This is a genomic window from Aliidiomarina sedimenti (assembly GCF_003986955.1).
Taxonomy (GTDB): Bacteria; Pseudomonadota; Gammaproteobacteria; order Enterobacterales; family Alteromonadaceae; genus Aliidiomarina; species Aliidiomarina sedimenti.
The window spans coordinates 202,530-223,458 of record NZ_PIPN01000005.1 but is presented as its reverse complement, the minus strand read 5'-3'; the positions used below and the strand labels follow the sequence as shown (position 1 = coordinate 223,458).

Annotated in this window: 19 protein-coding genes and 1 other RNA gene; 14 read left to right on the top strand and 6 right to left on the bottom strand. The window is 50.8% G+C overall.

Features of this window, described 5'->3' with window-relative positions:
• The first annotated feature begins 13 nt into the window (after positions 1 to 13).
• Positions 14 to 1,132 carry a bifunctional 3,4-dihydroxy-2-butanone-4-phosphate synthase/GTP cyclohydrolase II gene (gene ribBA, locus CWE12_RS11755; RefSeq protein ID WP_126789896.1) on the top strand — a complete coding sequence of 373 codons (1,119 nt, stop codon included), beginning with the start codon at positions 14 to 16 and terminating at the stop codon, positions 1,130 to 1,132.
• Here ribBA and CWE12_RS11750 read toward each other — a convergent pair.
• The 4 genes from CWE12_RS11750 to CWE12_RS11735 are packed head-to-tail and all read right to left on the bottom strand — an operon-like array spanning position 1,129 to position 4,932.
• The gene (locus CWE12_RS11750) at positions 1,129 to 2,064 is read right to left on the bottom strand and encodes a ketopantoate reductase family protein (protein WP_126789895.1); all 936 of its coding nucleotides are present in this window, start codon (positions 2,062 to 2,064) and stop codon (positions 1,129 to 1,131) included. The two genes, ribBA and CWE12_RS11750, sit on opposite strands and share 4 nt — an antisense overlap.
• Complete coding sequence (locus CWE12_RS11745; protein WP_126789894.1) at positions 2,061 to 3,719, bottom strand: AmpG family muropeptide MFS transporter; 1,659 nt, start codon at positions 3,717 to 3,719, stop codon at positions 2,061 to 2,063. The genes CWE12_RS11750 and CWE12_RS11745 overlap by 4 nt, the downstream gene beginning before the upstream one ends.
• Before the next feature lie 7 nt (positions 3,720 to 3,726).
• Positions 3,727 to 4,347 carry a peptidylprolyl isomerase gene (locus CWE12_RS11740; protein ID WP_420836640.1) on the bottom strand — a complete coding sequence of 207 codons (621 nt, stop codon included), beginning with the start codon at positions 4,345 to 4,347 and terminating at the stop codon, positions 3,727 to 3,729.
• Positions 4,348 to 4,350: 3 nt separating this feature from the next.
• Positions 4,351 to 4,932, bottom strand: coding sequence for a YajG family lipoprotein (locus tag CWE12_RS11735; protein ID WP_126789893.1), 582 nt, complete (start codon positions 4,930 to 4,932; stop codon positions 4,351 to 4,353).
• A 202-nt stretch (positions 4,933 to 5,134) separates the two neighbouring features.
• Between CWE12_RS11735 and CWE12_RS11730 the strand changes: the two genes are divergently transcribed.
• From CWE12_RS11730 to ffs, 4 genes are all read left to right on the top strand, one after another.
• Positions 5,135 to 6,235, top strand: coding sequence for a ketoacyl-ACP synthase III (locus CWE12_RS11730; RefSeq protein ID WP_126789892.1), 1,101 nt, complete (start codon positions 5,135 to 5,137; stop codon positions 6,233 to 6,235).
• 7 nt (positions 6,236 to 6,242) lie between these two features.
• A complete protein-coding gene (locus tag CWE12_RS11725; protein ID WP_126789891.1) occupies positions 6,243 to 7,445 on the top strand; it encodes a hypothetical protein in 1,203 nt (400 codons plus the stop codon).
• A 94-nt stretch (positions 7,446 to 7,539) separates the two neighbouring features.
• Positions 7,540 to 8,304, top strand: a complete 765-nt coding sequence (locus CWE12_RS11720; protein ID WP_126789890.1) for an enoyl-CoA hydratase-related protein — start codon at positions 7,540 to 7,542, stop codon at positions 8,302 to 8,304.
• A 100-nt stretch (positions 8,305 to 8,404) separates the two neighbouring features.
• Positions 8,405 to 8,501, top strand: an RNA gene (ffs, locus tag CWE12_RS11715) — signal recognition particle sRNA small type.
• A gap of 16 nt (positions 8,502 to 8,517) precedes the next feature.
• Here ffs and CWE12_RS11710 read toward each other — a convergent pair.
• A complete protein-coding gene (locus CWE12_RS11710; protein WP_126789889.1) occupies positions 8,518 to 8,796 on the bottom strand; it encodes a late competence development ComFB family protein in 279 nt (92 codons plus the stop codon).
• Between the two features lie 179 nt (positions 8,797 to 8,975).
• On the opposite strand from CWE12_RS11710, the gene CWE12_RS11705 reads away from it, so the two are divergent.
• Positions 8,976 to 10,058, top strand: a complete 1,083-nt coding sequence (locus tag CWE12_RS11705) for a tryptophan 2,3-dioxygenase family protein (protein ID WP_126789888.1) — start codon at positions 8,976 to 8,978, stop codon at positions 10,056 to 10,058.
• Positions 10,059 to 10,076: 18 nt separating this feature from the next.
• On the opposite strand, the gene priC is transcribed toward CWE12_RS11705, so the two are convergent.
• Positions 10,077 to 10,622, bottom strand: a complete 546-nt coding sequence (gene priC / locus CWE12_RS11700; RefSeq protein ID WP_126789887.1) for a primosomal replication protein PriC — start codon at positions 10,620 to 10,622, stop codon at positions 10,077 to 10,079.
• Between the two features lie 491 nt (positions 10,623 to 11,113).
• Here priC and CWE12_RS11695 point away from each other — a divergent pair, with 491 nt between their 5' ends.
• From CWE12_RS11695 to CWE12_RS11660, 8 genes are all read left to right on the top strand, one after another.
• Positions 11,114 to 13,957 carry a TonB-dependent receptor domain-containing protein gene (locus CWE12_RS11695; RefSeq protein ID WP_126789886.1) on the top strand — a complete coding sequence of 948 codons (2,844 nt, stop codon included), beginning with the start codon at positions 11,114 to 11,116 and terminating at the stop codon, positions 13,955 to 13,957.
• A gap of 210 nt (positions 13,958 to 14,167) precedes the next feature.
• Positions 14,168 to 15,712: a 2OG-Fe(II) oxygenase family protein gene (locus CWE12_RS11690; protein ID WP_126789885.1), complete on the top strand. Its 1,545-nt coding sequence runs from the start codon at positions 14,168 to 14,170 to the stop codon at positions 15,710 to 15,712.
• Between the two features lie 60 nt (positions 15,713 to 15,772).
• On the top strand, positions 15,773 to 16,963 hold the full coding sequence (locus tag CWE12_RS11685; RefSeq protein WP_126789884.1) for an aspartyl/asparaginyl beta-hydroxylase domain-containing protein: 1,191 nt from the start codon (positions 15,773 to 15,775) through the stop codon (positions 16,961 to 16,963).
• 263 nt (positions 16,964 to 17,226) lie between these two features.
• Positions 17,227 to 18,012 (top strand): DUF3450 domain-containing protein, encoded by a 786-nt coding sequence (locus CWE12_RS11680; RefSeq protein ID WP_126789883.1) that lies wholly within the window; start codon positions 17,227 to 17,229, stop codon positions 18,010 to 18,012.
• On the top strand, positions 18,009 to 19,370 hold the full coding sequence (locus tag CWE12_RS11675) for a MotA/TolQ/ExbB proton channel family protein (protein ID WP_126789882.1): 1,362 nt from the start codon (positions 18,009 to 18,011) through the stop codon (positions 19,368 to 19,370). The genes CWE12_RS11680 and CWE12_RS11675 overlap by 4 nt, the downstream gene beginning before the upstream one ends.
• 2 nt (positions 19,371 to 19,372) lie before the next feature.
• Positions 19,373 to 19,900 (top strand): MotA/TolQ/ExbB proton channel family protein, encoded by a 528-nt coding sequence (locus CWE12_RS11670; RefSeq protein WP_126789881.1) that lies wholly within the window; start codon positions 19,373 to 19,375, stop codon positions 19,898 to 19,900.
• A 12-nt stretch (positions 19,901 to 19,912) separates the two neighbouring features.
• Positions 19,913 to 20,314, top strand: a complete 402-nt coding sequence (locus CWE12_RS11665; RefSeq protein WP_126789880.1) for an ExbD/TolR family protein — start codon at positions 19,913 to 19,915, stop codon at positions 20,312 to 20,314.
• Between the two features lies 1 nt (position 20,315).
• Positions 20,316 to 20,927: an energy transducer TonB gene (locus tag CWE12_RS11660; RefSeq protein ID WP_126789879.1), complete on the top strand. Its 612-nt coding sequence runs from the start codon at positions 20,316 to 20,318 to the stop codon at positions 20,925 to 20,927.
• Positions 20,928 to 20,929 lie beyond the last annotated feature (2 nt).

Below are 20,929 nucleotides of genomic sequence, written 5' to 3'. Positions count from 1 at the left end.
TGACAGGTAAATTATGAGCACACTGAACACGACAGAAGAAATCATTGCTGACATTCAAGCCGGCAAGATGGTGATTTTGATGGACGATGAAGACCGGGAAAACGAAGGCGACCTGATTATGGCCGCCGAATGCGTGAATCCGGATGCGATTAATTTTATGGCCCGTTATGGGCGTGGCTTGATTTGCCTGACGCTGTCTGAACAACGTTGTCAGCAATTGCGCTTACCGCTTATGGTGAATCAGAACAACGCCCCTTATGCGACCAATTTTACGGTCTCGATTGAAGCGGCCGAAGGGGTTACCACCGGCATTTCTGCTGCCGATCGCGCACGCACCGTGCAGGCAGCGGTTGCAAAAGACGCGCAACCAAGTGACCTGGTGATGCCGGGCCATATTTTCCCACTTAAGGCAAAAGATGGTGGTGTGCTGAACCGTGCTGGTCATACCGAAGCAGGCTGCGATCTGGCTCGTCTGGCAGGCTTTGAACCAGCCGCTGTGATTGTCGAGATACTTAAAGAAGACGGCAGCATGGCCCGTCGTCCGGATCTTGAAATTTTCGCCAAAGAACATGGCATCAAGATAGGCACCATCGCTGATCTAATCGAATACCGTTCAATTAAAGAACGCACCGTCGAACGTGTTGGCGAGTGTAAGTTACCGACCGCCTATGGCGACTTTGACCTGGTTACATACCAGGACACCGTGGATGGTCAGGTCCATTTTGCATTGCGTAGTGGTGAAGTGAAAGCGGATGAGCCGGTTCTGGTGCGTGTCCACCTGCAGGATACTTTTAATGATTTACTGGCCACTGAACGCGCTACACGTCGCAGCTGGCCGTTGTACCGGGCGATGCGTAAAATCGCCGACGAAGGTGGGGTACTGGTCTTGTTGGGTCGGCAGCAAACGCCACTGGACCTGATTGAACAGGTTCGCCATTTCGAACGTGAAGACAAAGGTGAGCCTAAGCCAAGTGCGATGCTTAGCCAGCAGTCGCGTAATGTCGGGGTCGGGTCACAGATCCTGGCTGATATGGGTGTGCATAAAATGCGTCTGCTGAGCTCGCCGAAACGTTATTCAGCGCTCTCTGGTTTTGGCCTTGAAGTGACTGAGTTCATTGAAGATCAGCATTAAACCTGAAGCGCTTTGACAGCACCATATAAACGCTGATTGACTGGGGTAGGAATGCCATAGGCTACACCTAACTGAACGATGTACCCGTTGAGGTAGTCGATTTCAGTTGGGTTGCCCTGCTTCAGGTCCTGTAACATCGAACAGGTGTTATTTGCCGTCGCTGTAATTACCGCATAGACCCGCGCCTCAAGTTCTGCCGCTATTAAGCGGCCCTGACCAAGTACAACGTCAGCCACCGCGGCCACCTCCGCGCAAATCGCCTGAATGTCTGCATTATATTGACTGTCTTGTAATACCTGATTGCTACTTCCGGCGAGGCTAGCCAGTGGGTTGATGGCGCAGTTGATGGCTAGTTTCTGCCACCGTCGCAGCAGGATATCCGGCTCCCAGTTTAATGGTGGAAGCGCGTTGGCGAGCGGGGTAAACCATGCTGGCGGAGCCGCGCAGGCATTATTTGTAGCGGTTTGCCGCGGGCCAATCACAGATTCCCCCTGGCCGGCATGAACCGTGTGTCTGGGGTTTTTGCGCCAGGCCCCCTGGGTAGTCACCAGATCGTATAGCGGCCATTCCGGGTGGCGCTGTACCAACGCCTCGGCGGCACCCAGGCCGTTGTGGCTAAGGATAACCGCATTGGGTCTGGCGTGACCTTGCGCTAACACATCAGCCAGCTGCTGCAGAACAGCGTCCAGTTGCCAGGCCTTGACCATGATAAGCAGCTGTGCACCTTGGAGCGTGGCGTTATCCAGTTGACCCCAGGGGGTTGTAGCGAGGCGCTGATGTTGCTGCTCGCTGTTTGTTTCGAGAACAAAGTCCTCCTCCGATGACGCCGTGTTGGGCTCCCGTGTAATAAGGCTTACGCTTTCACCGTTTGCGTGCAGGTGATGAGCCCACAGGCTGGCCAGCGCACCGTGACCGACGACTAGCCAGTTCATTGTCGGTCCCTTTTCGCCGCTGCTGCCTGGTCGCGTTCAAAGTCTGCAGTTGCCTGGCGCTGATTGTTCTCGTTTTCTAAGGCATAGATTCGATGGCGGATAGTCCAAAGCAGCAACAGGCTGGGGATAACCATCACAGTGGTCAGGAGGAAGAAAACCGCCCAGTTGCCGTTAAGCCAGTCGACCATAGCACCACTGTATGTCCCAAGCAGAGTGCGGCCCAATGTACCGAGGGAGGCCATTAACGCATACTGAGTGGCGGTAAAGGCGCGGTTGGCGAGCAGACTAATAAATGCAACGAAGGCGACCGTCGACCAGGCGGAGGTAAACCCGTCGGAAATGACCGCAACGACGAACAGCGATTTATCAGGCCCGACGACAGCAAGAGCGGCAAATAAAAGATTGCTTAAGGCCATCGCGCTGCCGCCAATGATAAGCCCTTTGATAATTCCCAGACGCATATTGACGTAACTGCCAATCAGCGCAAACAAAATGGTCACCCACCAGTTCATCAATTTGGAAAAGATCGCGATATCGGTATTGGTAAAGCCAATTTCCTGATAAAAGACGATCGACATGCGGCCGAGGAAGGCTTCGCCCACTTTGAACAAGGTAATGAATAACAGCACGGTAAGCGCCATGCGCACGCCATTGCGGTTAAAGAACTCATAAATGGGCTCGATCGTGGTTACCATAATCCAGGCGATCATACGGTGAGATCGTTTAACTGCTGGGGCAGCCCTGTTGTTAACTGAATTCGATAATGGCTCACCAGCTGGCGCCTGCTCTAAATGTAATTGAACCAACAGGCGAATAATCAGGGTCAATAATCCGAGTTGCCACAACGCCCAGGCGCTAATGGCAGAAAGAACGCCCGGCAGAAAGTTCCAGGCAAGCAATGCTGAGGTGATAAATAGCGCGCTTAGCAGGGTCAGCGCTAATGTTTTGCCGGGCCGGGCGCGGGCGATTCGCTGATATTTGTGCTCGGACTCAATCTGCAGGGCCCGCCGCGCGGTTTGCGGTTCGCGGGCAAGCCAGACACCCGCGGTTAATACCAGCATGAACGCCGCCATGCCCTGATAGATAAGGGGCCAGTCCCAGCCTGGTAGATCCGAGAGAAAAAACGGAATCGCGCCGATGGCGCCATACCCTGTCCACCAGCCGGCGGTTGCCATAGCGGCAGCAGCGGACTGCACCCGGGCCTCGTTCTCACCGATTGAATCGATACGGTAGGCATCAATGCCTATATCCTGAGTGGAAGAACAGACGGCGATAAAAAGTGCGACCATGGCGGCGTAACGCAGCCCTTCTGCTAAATCCACGCTGGCAAGGTGAAAACAGCCAAAGGCAATCCCCAGCTGACAGAGCAGAATCCAGCTGCGCCGCTGACCTAACCATTTATGCATGAAGGGCAGGCGAACGCGGTCAATTAGTGGTGACCACAGGAAGTTGACTGAATAGGCCGCAAACACAGCACCGAAGTAACCAATACTGGTACGGTTGATGCCAATTTCGTTGAGCCAGGCTGACATGGACGAACCAATCATCAGCCAGGGGTAGCCGCTGGCGACCCCGAACAGAAAGATAATAAGCAGTCGACGTTGGGTATAAAACGCCAGAGCTTCGCGCCAGCCTTTCGGTTGAGCGGAAATCATGGCGCCCTTAACGCGATGAACGGGGCAGCAACTCGACCCGTTTTAGCACCAGTGGCTGCACTGGCACGTCTTGATACCCTGTTTCCGAATGGGTGTGGGTTTCTACTGCCGCTAAGCTGCTGAGTAACTCGTCATTTTCAACAATACGACCGAACACGGCGTAACCCCACCGGCGTGCGCTTGGATTCAGGCTCTCGTTGTCGGTTACGTTAAAGTAGAACTGGCTCTTTGCTGTGTGCGGACCGCGTTCCCGGGCCATCGCAATCGTACCGAAGTCATTCGTCAGACCATTGCCAGACTCGTTGAAGATAGGCTCATCGGTGTCGATGGGCTCGAAGTCAGGCTTATAGCCACCACCCTGAACCACAAAGTCTGCCACCACTCGGTGGAACTGGGTGTTGTCGTAGGCTCCAGCGACCACATAGCGCAAAAAGTTATCAACGGTTATTGGCGCGCGCATACGGTTTAGCTCGATCACCATGTCCCCTTGATCAGTTACCATTCTGACCTGGGGAAAAAGGTTATCGGGTTGAATATCCTGGGCCTGAATGCTGGCGCTAAACAACAATGCGCAAGCAAGCATGAGGCGGGATGCCCGGCGAGCCCAGGCGCTGATTATAGGTTGCATGGCTTACTCTGCCTCACCGACAATGTGCTGATTCAGGGTGTCATCCTTGACCAGGTCATTCAGAACGCTGGCCAGTAAGGCGGCAAATTCGCCCTCGATCTTCTTCACGTCGGCGCGCAATGGCCCATTGGACTCACGACTGCCGGAAAATGTCTTTTCGACTTCACCGTCGGCAGTGGTTAATGTGGCTTGCAGACGTACACGATGTTCTGTGTCATGGCGCAGTGAACCTTGTTTCACCACAAAAACAGCTTCCTCAATGGTTACCTGCAGTTGTGTACCCGAGGCGTCGTCGAGTGCCCAGCGCTGCGCAACGCGATCACTGATCAGACTAGCCAAACTTGGGTCAGCCGTGGCAAAATCTGCGGTCTGATCACTATGTTCTAAGCGAAGAACGTGATTATGGGCTCGCTGGTCTCGTATGTTCAGTGCGATACTGGCTCCGGACGCTGTGGTATCCACCTGTGGGTTTAAAACGACAGGGTCTGGCGCACTTTGGCAGGCTGCTAAAGTAAATATAGTGCAGACAGCCAGGGTCGCAGTTCTGGTAGCATTCCTGGTAACAGTAATAAGTCGTTTAATCATTCTTTCCCTCGTTGCTTATTGTTGTACCCCAAGGTCTGTTACCCGCTGCTTAGATCAGGGCGGGGACAAAATACCTGGGTTTCAATGCTGTTAAGGTATACGATTGAGAAGTTACAGTCACCTCCTGGGTGCAAAAAGTTGCGTTGAGTGCGACGCTAAAAGCGCCGAGCCGCAAGCAGAAAAGAATATTAAGGTCTCACAGATGAAATTAGAGAAGTACGCAGAAATAACAGGTTGGGGTAAGTGCGTTCCACCAGCCGTCATGACCAATGACGATCTGGCAACGTTCCTCGATACGTCCGATGAATGGATTCAGAGTCGCACCGGCATCGCTGAACGGCGGGTGAGTGCAGTAGGGACATCGAAACTGGCTCAGATCGCGGCAGAAAATGCTTTAGCCTGTGCCGATCTGGACCCCTCTGAATTGGATTTGATTATCGTCGGCACCTGCACCGCGGATGAAATCATTCCTAACGTAGCGTCGAAAGTACAGAAAGCACTGGGTGCCACAGGCGCGGCGGCCTATGATTTAAATGCAGCATGCAGCAGTTTTTTCTATGCCATGCATAATGCGACAGCCGGTATTCGCACGGGTATGCATAAAAAAGTGCTGATTATCGGTGCTGAGCGACTGACCCGGATTCTGGACTGGACCAAACGCGAAAGCGCCGTGCTTTTTGGCGACGGTGCCGGCGCTATGGTGCTTGAAGCGAGTGATGAAGAATGTGGCTTACTGGCTTCGAAGATAAGCTGTGACTCCGACGCACGTGACGTGCTGGCGCTCGATTTTGGGTTAAGTTTTGACCGTTACAATTTTGACGGTGTGATGGACTTTAACTTCGAAGGGCAGGAAATCTTCAAACGCGCGGTGAAAGGTATGAGCGCGGCGGTGGAAGATGTCTTTCAGCAAACCGGTATGACCATGGACGATGTCGATGCATTGATTCCGCATCAGGCCAATAAACGCTTGATCGACTTCCTTGCCAAGATGTGCAAAGTGCCGGAAGGCAAGACCATGCTGAATATTCAAAAGTACGGCAATACCTCGTCTGCGACCTTGCCCATTGCTTTTGCTGAAGCAGTAGAAAATGGCATGGTCAAGCCAGGTGACACGATTGTGTCGGCGGTATTCGGTGGTGGACTTACCTGCGGCGCCGGTATTATTAAATGGGGCAAACGGGTTAAGCCCCTGCGCAATAACCAGAAAACTCTGGAAGGTAACGGTCAATCAGCACTGGACTTAATTTTGCCACTGCATAAAGGTGCAAAAGAAGCCCTGGCAAAACGTAACCGCAAGGACTGAGAAAAAAATGGCTGGTTTACCCAAGGCCATGCCGATGGCAACGCTGCTTTTAGCAGCCGTGGCATTGGTCAGCGGCTGTACGAGTACCGCAAGTAAAGGCGTTGCATGTGCAACGCCTTCGTCGTTTCAGCATGCGCTTGAATTACGCGGCAGTGACTGCAACACCTCCTTTTCGACCATGCTGACTCAGCTCGATGACGGTAGCGAAGAAACTCGTCTCCGCCTGGCCAGGCAACTGGAAGGTGTTAATGAGTATGAGCTTGCAGTGCACTGGTATGAACAAGGGTATCAGGACTCCGGGTCGCGCGAAGCACTTAACCGACTGCTGGCACTGCATAGTCCCCAGGGCGAGCTGGCGGACGATGCTGCGTATTTGCGCTATGAGATCAAACGTGCTCAGCAACAACAGAGTTTTGCTGAAGAGGTAAACTGGCCACGTGTAAACCAGGCACAACCTTTATATGTACAGTCCTCCGGGTCGGTAATCTTGGCTGAGCCTGATCTGGATGCGGCGGTACTGGAAGGGCTGAGTGAAGACGAACGGGTGTATCTGGTGGATGTGGTTATGTTGCAGGAATCCGGAGAGTACTGGGTCGAGGCCTATTTTCCGCCGACCTTACAAATTGGCTGGATCCCGGCTCAGGATCTGGCCCAGCAGACTGCATTTGTACGTCAGCAAATGGAGACGCTGGACCAGTACGAAGGCCGACACTACGCCCAGCAATTAGTGTTTGCAGCGATCATCGCCACTATGGATATGACCAGGCTTACTGCATTGAGTGAACGGGATTATTTCGCTGGGGCCAGCCGTCAGCAGACCAATACCCAGGCGCTGTTACAGGGGTTAGGTGCTGCCGCCGACAATTGTCTGGCAGAGATCGATACGCTGGAAACCGAACTGGAGCGGTATTTAATGGATGAAGGCCCGGCGCCGCAATGGCACAGAGCGCCAGTCACAGAGCAAATGAACGAAGGGCTGAGGGCATTAACCAATCGGGGCGACGACGGGCTGCGTGTAGAATTGGTTGATGAGGCGTATCAGCACTTTAGGATCAGAGTCCAGGGCCAGGTCGAACAGCGCCTTTGCACCAGCTTGCCGAATGTCGCTGGCAACCCCGACCTAAGCGAACCGGCCTGTGAAGCGACCCGCCGGGTACAGCAGTGTATCAATCGCGCCAACGCGATATTTGACTACCTCGAACAGCACTAAGCAGTATCATTGCACCCGTACAAAGCGCTGGTTTCCATAGATGCTGTTTACTGGTAGGGTTAACAGGTACAACCAGTAACCTTATAGGATTCTCATGAGCGACTTTGTTATTACCCGACGTGAGGGCGCGATCCTCCATTTGCGTCTTGACCGCGTCAACAAAAAAAATGCCCTGACTCAGGACATGTACCAGGCCTTACTCGATGGGCTTAATGACGCGGAGGCTGATGACAGTATTCATGCCGTGGTGTTCAGCGCCGAAGGTGATACATTCTGCGCTGGTAATGATCTTGGTGACTTTCTTCGTCACGGTGAGCTAACCCCCCAAGCCCCGGTTTTTCAGTTGCTGAAACGTTTACCTCAGTTAACGGTGCCCTTAGTGGCTTCGGTGCAGGGTATGGCGATAGGCATCGGGACCACGCTGTTACTCCATTGCGATCTGATTTACGCCGCCGAGGATGCTGTATTTGCCTTGCCTTTCGTCGATCTGGCGCTGGTACCGGAAGCTGGCTCGAGTCTGTTGCTGCCGCAAACCGTTGGCTACCCTAAAGCGGCGGAACTGCTGTTAATCGGCGAACCCTTCAACGCGGAACAAGCGCTGCAAATGGGCTTAGTAAATGGGGTGGTGACGAACTCCAGACTGCAGGAAGTGACTGCTGAAGTAGCCGCTAAACTGGCAGCCAAGCCGCCGCAAGCACTGCGTCGCAGCAAAGCCCTATTAAAGCAGCCGGTTGAGAGTACGTCTGCACGCATTGACCGTGAACTGGAAGTGTTTATGCAGGCATTAGCAAGCGATGAAGCGCAGCGGGTAATTGCTGAAAAAGCGGCAGGCAAGGCGACCACCAACAAAGCTCGTTAAATTGCTTGAAAAGCAAGCAAATGAAGGCATTCCGGCTGTAAACCAGGGGACTTGCCTTGCATTTGCAGGGGGCATCATAGATAATGCGCAGCGGTGGCCCCACGGGTCCCCTCGCAACACGAACTGGCGAACCCGGTCAGGCCCGGAAGGGAGCAGCCGTAGTCAGGGATGTGTGTGCCGGGGTGTGGCTGGTGGGGTCACCACCTTTTTCTTCTAGGCGCTTTTCTGCCCTTTTAACTTTTCTTTTAGTTCCCCGTACTCTCTCTCAATGGCACGCTCAACTTTGTTTTGCATATCCTGACGTTCCTGATCTGACAGATAGAATTCCATATCCACTTCATGGCGAATATAACGACTCGGTAACTGGTTCAGAACCATGCAGCAGAGGTCAGCTAAAAAGCTACTGTCGTGTCGCTTATCCAGCTCCAGTGCATCGATATGTTCTACTACCAGCTTTTCATAATAATTATGGATGTCGTCGTCCCATTTCATGATAGTTCCCCTTATATGGTTTCTGCCAGTGTGCCTGAGGCCAGGCTATGGCTGTCCTTAACCTATACTACCCCTGAGTATAGGTAAAGAAATTCAGCGCGCTACGCAGTGCCACCTTGCGAAGTGTGGGCAGGGCTGTTTAAATGTGCTGTATATACATCTGATGCGGTTAACTAACGATGAAAAAGAATAAAGACGCAGTCTATTATGGCGATTACCTGCAGCTGGACAAGCTGCTTGACGCGCAACATTTACAGAGCGAACACTACGGGCCACCCGCTCATGATGAAACCTTATTCATTATTGTGCACCAGGCATATGAGCTTTGGTTTAAGCAGGTTTTACATGAACTGCGCTCTGTACTGAGTATTTTCCGTGCCGACCATATCGCGGATGAGTCACTGATGACGGTGGTTCACCGTTTAAACCGGATTGGTAAAATCCAGCAGTTGTTGAATCAGCAGATTGGCGTAATGGAAACCATGACACCACAGGATTTTCTTGAGTTTCGTGATTATCTGGTGCCAGCGTCGGGCTTTCAGAGTATCCAGTTTAAAGAAATTGAGATCAGTCTCGGCCTCAAACGGGACAGTCGGATTAAGTTTGACCAGCAGTCATTCTACAATCGAATTAATGATGCCGATCGAGCCTACCTGACTGGGCTGGAGCAACAACCCGGACTGTTTGAATGTGTCGATGACTGGTTAGCGCGCATGCCATTTTTACGCCTCGATAACTTTGCTTTTGCGGACCATTTTAAGCAGACCATCGAAGATAATCTGGCAAAAGACGAAGCGATTCTGCGAAACAACGACTTACTTAGTGCGGATGAACTGCAGGCTGAACTGACAGAGCTGGAGGGCACGCGCGAAAATTTCGCCGCACTTTTCGACCAGACGCTGTATCAAAAAATGCAGGATGAAGGGCGGGTGCGATTGTCACAACGCGCGTTGCAGGGTGCTTTGTTTATTAATCTTTACCGCGAGGAGCCTGTATTCAACCTGCCGTTTCAGGTTCTTAATTGTCTCGCCGATATGGACGACAATATGACCATTTGGCGCTATCGCCATGCAATGATGGTGCAGCGTATGTTGGGTTCAAAGATAGGCACCGGCGGTTCCTCCGGGCATGATTATCTGCGTAAAACGACTGAACGCAATCGCATCTTTACCGACCTGCTTAACCTGGCAACCTATTTGCTGCCTAAATCCGCTTTACCGCCGCTGCCTGATGAAGTGAAGCATGCATTGCGTCGGGGCTAAGCCAGGTATCGGCTCTGCCTAGTTACTTTCTATCTTCTTTTCAATCGCGGCAATCGCCCGTTGGCAGCGCAATAAGCGCTGCTGACATTTGATAATGACGTCATGCTTGCCGGTTCCTGCGACAGCCTTTTGCTGTGCTTCGCGTAAGTTATCCTGCAGCCGGCGCTCGTACTCGTGATGTTCAGCGAGCTCCTGATGGAGCGTGCTCAGGGTCTTACGGGCGCTGTCCTGTTTAGCTGATGGGCCGCTTCGTGCAGTCGCCGGACGGGAGTTTGCGGCTGGCTTTCGGGCGCGCAGAATAGCCTGGGTATAAGCCAGTAGCTGGGCTTCTACGCGTTGGCTCAGGTAGCCGTAGCTACTTGCCTGGGGTGACAGTTTATCCAGGGTGCGGGCATTCTCTTCAATTTCACGTAAATAATCGGCGCTGTATTCACTGCGACAGTGAAAAAGCTCATCACTAAACCAGGCCCTGGGCAATGTTTTAGGTAGTTGCCGGCCTTCGTTACGAAGGCGGGTTAGCAATTGCTCAAGTACCGTTTGAAATGAATGTGCAGGTGGTGACATAAAAAACCGACGTTATTTAATCCTGGGAAGATGTCAATTTAGCATGAAAACCGCCGTTTTTTTCTAATAACTCGTTTGTTGTCGTTATAATTTTTAATATAGATAACAGGTTTAGCCATAAGTTTTCGCTCCAGCGTTGTTCATTTCTCATGCAGTTCTTATGTCAAATGCAATATTTTTTGTAAGGGTTAACCGACCCTGAACCCGCATCAATAGTGGGGTTTAGCTCTAAGCTTTTGATTAAAAACGGTTAAAATAGTTGGTTTTGTGTTAGTCAAAGGTAAAGACGTAAAGGGAACTTGTTAAAATCGTTGTTGATTTAGTCTCTAACATTAATTAGGATGGAACGAGCAGGTCAAAAATTACCTAGCTGTAATGTTGGCAAGGCTTGCTAGCTCTATCTGCAGCCAGAATAATTGGCACCAGAATGAGCGCAGGGGAAATTGCAAACATTCGAAAATTAAAACCATAAAGTTCCAGGGAGAACGACTATGTACAGAAATAATAAATTAGCCAGCTCTGTGCGCTACGCGCTGCTATTCGGCGCTTCTTCAACGGCGTTCGTAGGTTCGGCTATTGCACAAGAAGAGGGTGCAGATGTTGAGCGTATCCAGGTAACTGGTTCACGCATTCAACGTACTGATATCGAATCAGCTAACCCAATTACAGTATTCAGTGCTGAAGATCTGGCAGCTTCAGGTCACGTTACTGTAGAAGCATTTATTCACAGCATCCCATCCATGAGTGGTGGTATGAACGGTCGTGCAACCAACAACGGCTCTGCAGGTTTCGCATCTGCGTCACTGCGTGGTCTGGGTTCTTCACGTACTCTGATTCTTATTAACGGTCGTCGTTATGCATCAGGCGACTTGAACTCAATTCCAATGTCGTTCATTGAGCGTGTTGAAGTACTGCGTGACGGTGCATCAACTATCTATGGTTCTGACGCAATCGCTGGTGTGGTTAACTTCATCACCCGTCGTGATTTCGAAGGCGCTGAGGTTGTAGCTCAGTACGACGTAACTGGCGAAGGCGACGGCGAGACTTCTCGTGTTGGTTTCACCATTGGTAACTCAAGCAACCGTGGTAACACTGTGTTGTCACTTGAGTACTCTGAGCGTAAGCCAATCTGGCAGGGCGACCGTGACTTCTCACGTAACCCATTTGCTGAAGTTGCAGTGAACGATGGCTTTGAAACTGACGAAAATGGCGATCCGGTGCTGGATGATGATGGTGACCCGGTTCCTAACCGTGTAGGCACTGAGCGTATCATCGCAGGTTCAACTGCGAACCGTTATGGTAGCTGGTCTTCATTAGAAGAAGGCTCTCCGTATGCAACTGGCGGCCCATATGTAGTTGACCAAGAGACGGGTCAGGTTCGTCAGTTCAGTGCAGCTGAAGGCGATGCGTACAACTACGCACCTGCTTCGTACATGGTTACTCCACAAAAAGTATTCTCAATTAACGCCGCAGCAAACTATGACCTGACTCAGGACATTACTGCATTTTTGGAAGGTGGTTTCACTAACCGTCAGTCAGACCAGTTAATGGCAGCAGATGGTACGTTCTGGGGTGCAACCATGGTTGCTGATCACCCTGATAACCCTATCGGTGAGGACATTTCTGTAGCGCGTCGTCTGTATGAAACTGGTGGTCGTAACTTCCAGCAGGACTTCTCAGACTACCGCATGGTGATGGGCCTTGAAGGCTACCTGGACAACGGTTGGGCGTGGGATGCTTCATTCAACTACGCACGCTATGTTGACTCGCGTCTGGATATTGGCCGTGCCAACCCGAACCGTTACAACATGATGCTGGACCCTGAAGCCTGCTTAGATGACGCGGAGTGTACTACGGCAACTGGTGGCACTGGCTACTGGAACCCGCTGGAAGAAGATTCACTGACGCCAGAGATGATCGCGTTCGCATCAATTCCGAACTCGCCACTCATTAAAGGTACCACCAAACAGTTCATGGCGAACTTAACTGGTGATACCGGTAGCTTTGGCCTGCAAGCTGGTCCAATTGGCTGGGCAACTGGTTATGAGCGTCGCTGGGAAGAGTACCAAAGTACGCCAGACGGTGGTGCTACCATTGGTGAAATCTACTCAGTAGTCGCTGCGCCAAGTGAAGGCCAGTATGTGGTAGACGAGGTCTATGGTGAGTTAGCGGTTCCGTTATTAGCTGGTATGCCGGGCGTTGAACGTTTGGACCTGTCAGCTGCAGTTCGTTACACCGATTATGACTTCCTTGATTCTGACACTACGACCAAATTTGGTATCGAGTATGTGCCGGTTCAGGATATTCTGATTCGTGCTACTTATGCGGACGGTTTCCGTGCGCCAGGTATCTCAGACTTGTTTGCTCCACAGGCAGAAACCAATACTTCATACACGGATCCGTGTCTGAACTGGGGAAGCAGCTCAAACGACAATATTCGTGCGAACTGTGCTGCTGAAGGACTGGCACAGGACTTTGATTTACCGAACAACCAGTCAGCGTCTATCAGTGGTGGTAACCCGGATCTGGTACCAGAAACCTCTACCAGCTTCACAGCCGGTTTTGTCTGGTCGCCTAGCAATATTCAGAACTTCAGTTTAGCGGTTGATTACTTCAACATCGAAATTGAAGATGGTCTGGGTTCAGCTGACTCAACCACAATTGTTCAGGATTGCTATGCAAGTGAAAACTTCTCTAGCCCGTCGTGTGATCTGATTGAAGGCCCTGGCCATCCAATCATCGGTCGTCCGTCGCTTCCAGGTTCTGACTACCGTGCTAACGACGGTATCGTTTCTGGTATCCTGTTGACCACTGCTAACATCGCAACCTTCGAAACCTCTGGTATCGATTTCGATGCGAACTGGGCAACTGAACTGGCTGGCGGTCAACTGCGCTTGCGCTTTGACGGTACCTACCTGAACGAGTACAAATACCAGTCTCAAGCCGGTACTGACGTACTGGACCTGGCTGGTAAGTATGCAGCGGATCCAAACTTCGGTGGCCGTCGTGCGGCGTTCTTCGACATCCGTGCTAACTTCCACGTTGGTTATGCGATGGACAACTGGGACGCGAGCTTAATCACTCGTTATCAGTCTGGTGTTGATGACCTGCGTCCAGGTGAGTGGAACCTGTCTGACTCTGTTGGCAGCTACTTCTACCATGACCTTCAGGGTAGCTACTATGTGAACGAAGGCCTGACAGTAACTGTTGGTATTCGTAACCTGTTCGACAAGCAGCCTCCATATGTTACCGCGAACCAGGACATGAACACCCTGAACTCGTCGTATGACACTGCAGGTCGCTACATGTACGGTCGTGTAAACTACCGTTTCTAAGCAGCCTTAGGGCAAAGCTATATTTCGATGTAGTTTGCTAAGAATGAAAAGCCAGTCAGCTTGCTGACTGGCTTTTTTTTATGCATTAATGTTGGTTATTTTTAATAAAGATTGATCTTAATTAGGATGGTGGCAACGAATTTTGATACAATTTGTTAATTAAGTTTTGACTATTTGTATCGGTTTGTTGATTCGCGTGGTGCCATTCGTATGCAATTAGCTACATCTACTATTCAGCAAAGTGCACAACAGGCGTGCTATTTTCATCAGCAACAACAGTTTGCGCAGGCCTGGGCTAAATTCAGCGTTCTTACTTATGAAGAGCTGACCCGAATGAATATTACCGGTCAGGCGGCGGATTGTGCCTACCGGGTGGGTCAGTTGGAAGCGGCGGAAGAGTTATTCAATCTTGCTCTGTCGCATTTGCGTATACAAGACCCCCGGGCGCTGAGTTACCGTTTTAACCTCGCTCTGATTTATTTCCAACGCCAACAGTGGACGCCCTGTATCGATGCGTTAAGCAAGGTTCAACGGGCTCACCCGGCACATCAGCGGTCGGCTGAACTGCTAACCCAGGTAAGGCTTCTACGGGGAACCGACAAGGACATCAAGCTTGCGCTGGTTGCGTTAAAACAGCTGTTAAAGAAAGAACCTCTCAATCGCAAAGCGCTGCAACTATGGGCGGAAACTCGCTGGCTACAGAACGAAAGCGACTGGTCCGGACCTTATGATGCTGCTTTACAGGTGCCTGGGCACGAAACCATTCTGGTCGAGTATATCCAGAAATTAACCAGTCTCAACTTACTCGAACAGGCGCAACAGGTACTGACAAACTATGCCGGGCGCGGCATGGAGCACGCCTCGAGTCCTTATTATCAGTATTGTGCGGCATTGCTTTGTTATCAACAGGGCCGGCCTGTCGATGCACAGAGCTGGTTGGCCAAACTGCCACCAGCCTGGTTAGCCAGTTACGCGATTGGTGAACTGCGTATCAAGGTGTTACTGGCAAACGGAGAGACTGATACGGCGCTGACGTTAGCCCGTGACCGGGTAAAGGCGTCGCCGGGCAAGCGGGTCGAACAAGGAGACTGGGCTTTGCTGGCAACTGCGCTTAAGTTCAGTCAGTGTGACGATGAGTATCGTCGATTATATGATTTCGACCGTTTCGTGCGGGTAATGCCGATCGAATGCCCTCCCGGCTATGACTCGCTGGACGACTTTCATCAGTCATTGATTAGCCAGCTTGATAGCCTGCACCGTGATAAAAATCACCCTTTGAATCAGTCACTCCGGTCAGGATCGCAAACTCAGGGCCATCTGTTTCGCCAGGGGGTAGCGGATGTAGAAGCACTGGAAAATGCTATTCGGCAGCAACTGACGCATTACATCGAAAGCCTCGCTGATGATTCTGAGCATCCATTTTTGAGCCGTAAGGCGAAAGACATTTTGTTTACCGGGGCCTGGTCGGTGAAATTGCGTGAGCAGGGATTCCACCAGAACCATTTTCACAATGAAGGCTGGATAAGCGGGTGCTATTACGTGCAAATCCCGAATGCCGTTGAAAAAGAAGGGCAGGGCTGGATTAAATTTGGCCAGATAGAATCTGTCCAGACTATTACCGATACGGCCGACTTCATGGTTCGGCCGCGTGCAGGCCACGTGGTATTTTTCCCTTCATATATGTGGCACGGCACGCAAGCATTTACCGATAACAATTTTCGAATTACGGTCGCATTTGACCTGATCCCCGGATGATTGAATGCAGATACTTTGAATCATTAAATTCCTCCTTGCCAGGTAGTACAAGGTAACCTTATGACAACACAACAACAGCCACCCACCGAGGAAGGCCTCAAACAATTATTACATGCGAAAGACTATGCCGCTGCGCTGATGGTGACTGAGCGTTTACTGACACGAAACGCAAAAGACGAGCGGTTACTGTTAATGCTTGGGCGTTTGTACGAACTAATCGAATCGAGTATGGACCCGCAGGCGCTCTATACCCGGGTCGTTGATGAAGTTCCCTGCGCGTACAATACCCATCTGATGCTGGGACGTTATTACGACAGCCGTAAAAATGTTGAGGGCGCCTTCAAACATTATGTGTTTGCTTTACGCACGGCAAATGGCGAAGGTTTCTGGCTTAATCGTGAGTCAACCGCTCCCTGGGCCCATGCTTTGGTCGCGCGGGCGATTGACTATGCGGAGCAACATCGACGGGATGTGATGGGCGGCTGGATAAACGATCTTGAAAAGGAGTTTGGGGCCGATGAGATAGAACGCGTAAGCAAAGGTATCCGCATGTACAGCGGCGAGATCCCGAAGGTTTATGAAGATCCACGGCAACAGCCTGGCTTTCTCTATATCCCGGGCCTGCCGGCCAAGCCAGTGTTCGATCGTAGTGACCTCGATTTTATTGACTATTACGAATCTCAGTTTGAAACCATTAAAAGTGAACTGGATGCGCTTATTTCACAAAATATTCATATTGAGAATTATCGTGATGAAGACAAACACGGTTTGACCGAAGGCGGGGACTGGGATGCGAAGTTTTTCTACCGCCATGGACAACGCTATGACGATACCCATAGTCAGTGTCCGAAGACATCAGAGGTGTTAAGTAACTTACCGTTAGTTCATATAAATGATCATAGTCCTGAGGTTTGCTTTTCGGTGTTACAACCAGGTGCTCATTTGCTGCCTCATCGCGGTATTACTAACAGCCGTTCAGTCTTACATATGGGGTTACAAATCCCGCCAAATTGCGCCTTAAATGTGGTCGATATTGAGCAGTTGAATTGGCAGCCTGGTAAAGTATTTGCCTTTGATGACAATTACTTACATGAAGCATGGAACCGAAGTGACGAAAGTCGTTACGTGTTACTTGCGGATATCTGGAATCCGTTTTTGCGAGACAGCGAAAAAGCGGCTATCAGCAAGTTTGTGGAAACGGTTGGTATTTTGAATCGAAAGTACCCAGCACAGCCAATCTCTGCTATATAAAGTAGGTACACTGAAGCTGTTAAAAATAGGTTAATTATGGCTCAGGTTCGCTCTGAACGGGGCCCGAATCCCCTGTTGACAGTATTAGCATGTCATGGGAGTATTCAGTTATTGCCCTTTCGCCTAAGGGCAGCTGCAAGTGTAGAAAAACGTATATTTCATCACTCACACAAACTGGGCTTCGGATGGCTCGCAAGCACCGAACAATGGTGTTTTGCGTTTCGCTCCTGAAGCATAAAGTTAAGTCAAATTGGTTGGGAACTATGACCAAAGTAATCAATAGAAGCAAAATTGCCGCCGCCGTAGTAGGTATTATGGCAGTCGCGGGCAGCGCTACAGTTGCTGCCAACGTTGACTTGTCTCGCCTGCAAGCGGAGCAAACTGAAACTCATCGCAGCTCTGCTCAGTCTCAAGAGCGCATTGATTCGCTGTTCGAACAGAGCCGTGAGCTGCTTGCCGACTATCGCGCTGTAGTTAGCCAAACTGAAGCTTTACGTGTCTACAATGACCACGTACAGCGTTTGGTGAACGACCAGAACGAGACTATGGAGTCGTTGCAACGTCAAATCGACGGCATCGAAGAGACTCGTCGTGGCGTGGTTCCTCTGATGTACCGTATGATTGACTCACTGGACGAGTTTGTGCAACTGGATGTTCCAATTCGTAGCGAAAATCGCGCGAATCGCGTTGAACGCCTGCGTGGCATCATGACTCAGTCTAATGTGACTGACTCTGAGAAATTCCGTCAGATCATGGAAGCCTATCAGGCTGAAATGGACTACGGTGTTGCGTTGAATGCGTATCAGGGTGATCTGGAAGTTGACGGTGAAACTATATCGGTTGATTTCTTCCACCTCGGCCGTGTTACTTTCCTCGCACAGTCACTGGATCAGCGTAATGCATGGCGTTGGGACAACGACGCTCGTGAATGGGTTGAGTTAGACAGCAGTTATCTGAACCCGCTGACTCAAGCAATTCGTATGGCGCGTAACCAGACACAAGTCGACATCGTGCGCTTACCCGTACCAGCTCCGGAGAATGCAGAATGAAACAGGTAGTTAAGCAATTAGTATCCGCTGCGGCCGGTTTATCTCTGGTTGCCGGGTTTGCGTTCTCTGCAAGTGCGCAGGACGCAACTTCGTTAGACGATTTACTGCGCATTGTGCAGGAAAACCGTGCCTCAGCTCAGCAAATCGACCAAGAGCGCGAACGTCGCTTTATGGACGAGCGTGCCGACCGTCAGCAAATGCTGAGTCAGGCTGAAGCAGAGATGCAGGAAGAAGAAGAGCGCGGTCAACGTTTGCAGGAAGAATTCGCTCAAAACGAAATCGACATTGCGAACAAAGAAACTGAACTCGATAACATGGTTGGCACCTTAGGTGAAATCTTCGGTGTTATTCGTGGTGCAGCGTCTGACACCATTGGTCGTATTTCGACTTCAGTAGTGAGCGCAGAATATCGTGGTCGTGAAGATGTACTGGAAAGCCTGGCGGAAGCTCAGGAACTGCCAAACATCAGCGAACTGGAAGATCTGTGGATCGCGTTACTGACTGAAATGCGTGAATCTGGTCGCGTAAGCCGTTTTGAAGGTGAAGTTACTTTGCTTGAAGGTGGTACTGAAACACGCGAAATCGTCCGTGTTGGTGCGTTTAACCTGATTTCAGATGGTGAATACTTACTTTACAACGAAGACCTTGAGCAGATTCAACCATTGGGTCGTCAACCAGACGGCTATATCCTGGATGCTGCAAGTGATTTCGAGAATACCTCTGAAGGCTATGCTGGCGTCTATCTTGACCCTGCTCGTGGCGGTATCTTAAGCCTGTTGACGCAAAAAGCGACTCTGTCTGAGCGTTATCACGAAGGTGACACCGTTGGTTATGCGATTACTGTTGTATTAATAGTGGGTCTACTGATCGCTATCTATAAACTGGTAACCTTAACCATGGCTGGTGCACAGATTCGTTCACAGCTGAAGAACCCTCAGAACCCGGGTAACAACCCACTGGGTCGTATCCTCACGGTTTATAACGACAACAAGAATGTTGACGTCGAAACGCTTGAACTTAAGCTCGACGAAGCAATCTTACGTGAAACACCGAAGATTGATTCCGGCGTAGGCATTATTAAAGTGCTGGCGGCAATTTCACCGTTGATGGGTCTGTTGGGTACCGTTATCGGTATGATCGGAACCTTCCAGTCAATTACTCTGTTCGGTACCGGTGACCCGCGTATCATGGCAGGTGATATCTCAATGGCGTTGGTTACAACAGCCTTGGGTCTGATTGCAGCGTTGCCATTGATTGTTGTGCACAGCATTGTTGCTGGCCGCGCTAAGTCGATTGTTCAGATTCTTGATGAGCAAGCTGCTGGAATCATTGCTTCTCACGCGGAGAAGGGAGAGTAAGCATGCAATTCTACCTGATGGGGCTTTGGGAAACTGTCAGGGATTTTATTGCGACAGGTGGCGATGTTTTATACCTCGTCTTTATAGCGCTCTTAGTTATGTGGATTGTAATGATTGAGCGCTACTGGTACCTGTTTGGTGTGTTCCCGAAGGATCGGGAACGCATCATCAAGCAGTGGGATGAGCGGAAAGATACGACATCCTGGTATGCACATAAAATCCGTGAGGCCTGGGTTTCCGAGGTTTCAGTAAAACTGAACGAACGCATGCTGTTGTTGAAAACCATGATCGTAATGTGTCCGATGATCGGACTGTTAGGCACGGTAACAGGTATGATTGCAGTATTTGAAGTTATGGCGGTACAGGGAACGGGTAACCCTCGTTTGATGGCCGGCGGTATTTCAATGGCAACCATCCCAACAATGGCTGGAATGGTGGCGGCATTGTCCGGAATGTTCTTTGCTTCTCGTCTCGATGCACGTATTCGTCGCGAGCAGGACAAACTGCTAGACAGCTTGCCACATCACTAAGAGAGAAGAATTATGGCACGTAATCGTTTACGCGTTGAAGAAGAAGCCGAAGCGGATATGACTCCGATGCTGGACATCGTATTCATCATGCTGATCTTCTTTATCGTAACAACTTCGTTTGTGAAGGAAGCCGGTATTGACGTAAACCGTCCGGAAGCCTCTCAAGCTTCAGACAAACCCTCGGCAAATATCTTCATCGCTATTCGTGAGAATGGTGAAGTGTGGATGGACCGTCGAATGGTCGACGTCGAACGTGTTGCAGCTAACCTTGAGCGCCTTCTGGCGGAACAACCAACCGATATGGTGGTTATTCAGGCTGATGAAGGGGCGCGTCATGGTGTTGTAGTAGAGGTGATGGACCAAGTTAAAGAAGCTGGCATTGCTCAAATTTCGATAGCAGCGGAGAACGACTAATATGGTGCGCGTAATAGTATCAATATTACTAGGCGCCGCAGTCACGTTTGCTCTGTTTGTCTTTATGGCTTTCTTGATCAGTGGTGGGGCTCAGCGTGCTGAAGCCCCTGAGCCACCCACCCGGATCGATATTGTCTCTGAGCCACCAGAGCAGGACGTGGATACGCGTCGCCGTACTCCGCCGCCTCCTCCGGAACCGCCTGAGGCTCCACCTGAACAGCCGGACAGTGAGCCAGATACATCTGACGACTCTGTTGGGTTCAATATGGACATGGGTGGTGTAGATGTAGGTGGAACCGATACTGGCCTGCAAGGTCCAGGTGGTGGGCTAGGTCGTGATGGTGATGCACAGCCAATCGTTCGTATTGAACCTCGTTATCCAGCCGCCGCAGCGCGTGATGGTATTGAAGGTTGGGTACGCCTGCGGTTCACTATTGACGAAACCGGTGGAGTCACTGATATCGAAATCATTGAATCCGAACCACGCCGTGTGTTTGACCAGGAAGCTCGCCGGGCATTGGCTCGCTGGCGTTATGCGCCGCAAGTTGTTGACGGCGTGCCACAGCGTCAGGAAGGCATGACGGTTCAACTTGACTTCACAATGGGGGAGTAAGT